Here is a 3,034-nt window from a genome sequence, read left to right on the forward strand (position 1 = left end):
GGTGCCGGCCGGGAGCCGGTGTCGGTGGCCGAGCGGGTGTTGTGCTCGGTGTTCGTGGACGTGCTCGGTGTGGTGGGGGTGGGTGTCGACGACGATTTCTTCCATCTCGGCGGCGACTCCATCGTCGCGCTGCGCGTCGTGACCGCAGCCCGCCGTGCCGGTTTCGCCCTCACGTCCCGTGACGTCTTCGAAGCGCCCACCCCCGCGGGTCTGGCCTCCCGGGCCGTGCCGACCGACACGCTGATGGCCGCGGCCGAGGACCGGCAGGACGCGCTCGGTGTCGTCGTGCCGACCGCGATGATCACCGATCTGCTCGCCCACGACGGCGCGTGGGTCGACGGGTACGCCCAGGCCCGGGTGGTCACGCTCCCCGCCGATCTGACCGAGGACGCACTCGAGACCGCGCTGAACGCGCTTGTCGCGACCCACGACATGCTCCGTGCCCGGGTCGTCGACGACCCCACCTACGGCCGGACCCTCGAGGTTTCGACCGAGCCCGCACCCGAAATCGTTCTTCAGCAACGCGATCCGGCCGATCCCGAGCCGGTGCAGTCCGCGTACCGCAGCCTCGACCCGGCGTCGGGAACGATGGTCGTGTTCGTCCTGCTCGACGACGCACCCGCGGCTCGCCTGCTGATCGTCGCCCACCATCTCGTCGTCGACGCGGTGTCCTGGAACATCCTGCTCGACGACCTGCGTCGGCTGTGCGAACGGCCGGGATCGCTCGAACGACCCGCCACGTCCTTCCGCACGTGGAGTCGGGCGCTCGAAGCCGCCGCCGACCTCGCGGCCGACGATGCGGACCTGTGGCGGCGGATCGTCGACCCGGCCGGTGCCGTCGCGCTCACCGATCGCGCCCTCGATCCGGCGGTGGACACTGTCGCCGCGTCGACCGTCCGGGAGATCACCGTGGCACCGGACGTGTTCGAGACGCTGTCGTCGGTGGTCGCCCCGGCGCTGCGCGTAGGGGTCGACGAGATCCTGCTCGCCGCCCTGGCGGCCGCGCTGACCACCGCCTCCCAGGACCTCGGCGCGACCGCGCTCGTTGTCGACGTCGAAGGTCACGGCCGCGAATCCGATTCGATCGCACCGGAACTCGATCTGTCTCGCACGGTGGGCTGGCTGACCACGCTGTACCCGCTGCGGCTCGACGTGGCCGGTGTCGACCTCGACGCGGTCGCCGCCGGAGCGCCCGCCGCCGGGCGCCTCGTCAAGCGCATCAAGGAGCAGATCCGCGCCGTCCCGAACCGCGGTATCGGCTACGGACTGCTCACCCGATACCGCGGCGAGCACGCCGCCGAGCTCACCGCCGGGGCCGCGCACCCGGTGCTGTTCAACTACCTCGGCCGTATCGACGCCGCCCCGGCCACGGGAACCGGCGGGGCCTGGACGCTGTGCCCCGTCGAGAACTCGGACGGCGTCGGCACCCTCGGCGTGTCGTCCGACCCGACGATGCCGATGACACATCCCATCGAGGTCAACGCCGCGGCCACCGCCGCCGGTATCGTCGCCCAGTGGCGCTTCGCGGCCTCGGTGCTGCGGGCCGGTGTCGTCGACCGTGCCGCACAGCTGTGGCCGGTGCTGCTGGAAGGTATTGCTGCACAAGGTCATTCGGGTTCCATCGGTGGACTGACGCCGTCGGATGTTCTCGCCTCCGTCGACTTCGACGAGCTCGACGAGCTGACCGCGCGCTACCCGTCGGCGATCGACGTCCTGCCCCTGACGCCGTTGCAGCAGGGCCTGATGTTCGAGTCGACCTTCGACACCACCGGGCACGACGCCTACGTCGTGCAGATGGCGCTCGACATCACCGGTGACCTCGACACCACCCGGTTGCGTGCCGCCGCCGACGCGGTGCTCGCCGCGCACACCCAGCTCGGGTCGGCGTTCACCACCACCGAGGCCGGCCGCCAGGTCGCGGTCGTCACCGCCCGTGCCGCCGTGCCGTGGCACGAAATCGACCTGTCCGCAACGGCCGGAGCGGAGCTGGACCGACGCTGGGCCGAAATCGCCACGCAGGACCGCGCGACCCGCTTCGACCTCGCTGCGCCGCCGCTGATGCGGATCACGCTCGTGCACACCGGATCCGGACAGCACCGGATGCTGCTCACGCACCACCACCTGCTGTTCGACGGCTGGTCCCTTCCGCTGGTGATCGACGCCCTGCTGCGCGCCTACGGCAACGGCATCGCAATCGGCGCGGCGCCCGCGGTCGCGGCACCGGCGCGCCCCTACCGCGACTACCTCACATGGCTGGGTGACCGCGACGAGGCCGCCGACCGGGCGGCCTGGACGGCGGCGCTCGACGGCGTCACCGAGCCGACGCTGCTCGCGGCCGGCCGGACCCTCGCGCCCGGTTCGTGCGTCGACCACACCCTCACCGTCGACGCCGAGACCGTGTCGGGCCTCGAAAGGCTCCGCCGCGAAACCGGTGTCACGCTCAACACCATCGTGCAGGTCGCGTGGTCGCTGGCGCTCGGAGCCGTCACCGGCCGCGACGACGTGCTCTTCGGCACCGCGGTCTCCGGCCGCGCCGCCGACCTCGACGGCATCGACGAGATGATCGGCATGACCGTCAACACCATCGCGGTCCGCGTCGGGCTGCGTCCCGCGGAAACCGTCGCCGACCTGCTGCGCCGGGTCCAGGCCGAACAGGCCGCCCTGCAGGCCCACCACCACGTCGGCCTGGCGGACCTGCACCGGATCGCCGGTCTCGACGAACTGTTCGACACCCTCGTGGTGTTCGAGAACTACCCGGGCGACTTCACCGGGGCGACCGCGGGCAGCGGTCTCGACGTGCAGCTGCGCGGCATCGACGACGGCACCAGCTTCCCGCTGACCCTGCTCGTCCTGCCCGGCGAACAGCTCGAGCTGATCGTCAAGTACCACCCCGATCTGCCGGCGGCGCTGACCACCGATCTCGTCGACCGCTTCGTCCGCGTGCTGGCGCAGTGTGCGGTGGATGTGGGTGTGCGGGTTGGTGGGGTGTCGGTGTTGTCGTCGGTGGAGGCGGCGGTGTCGGTGGTGTCGGATG

Annotated in this window: 1 protein-coding gene; it reads left to right on the plus strand. The window is 71.5% G+C overall.

Translation table 11 applies throughout. The features are described from left to right. On the plus strand, positions 1-3,034 hold a 3,034-nt coding region (locus ACWDUD_RS30510), incomplete at both ends, for a condensation domain-containing protein (protein WP_450111764.1).

It is taken from the genome of Rhodococcus sp. NPDC003382, from assembly GCF_053589135.1.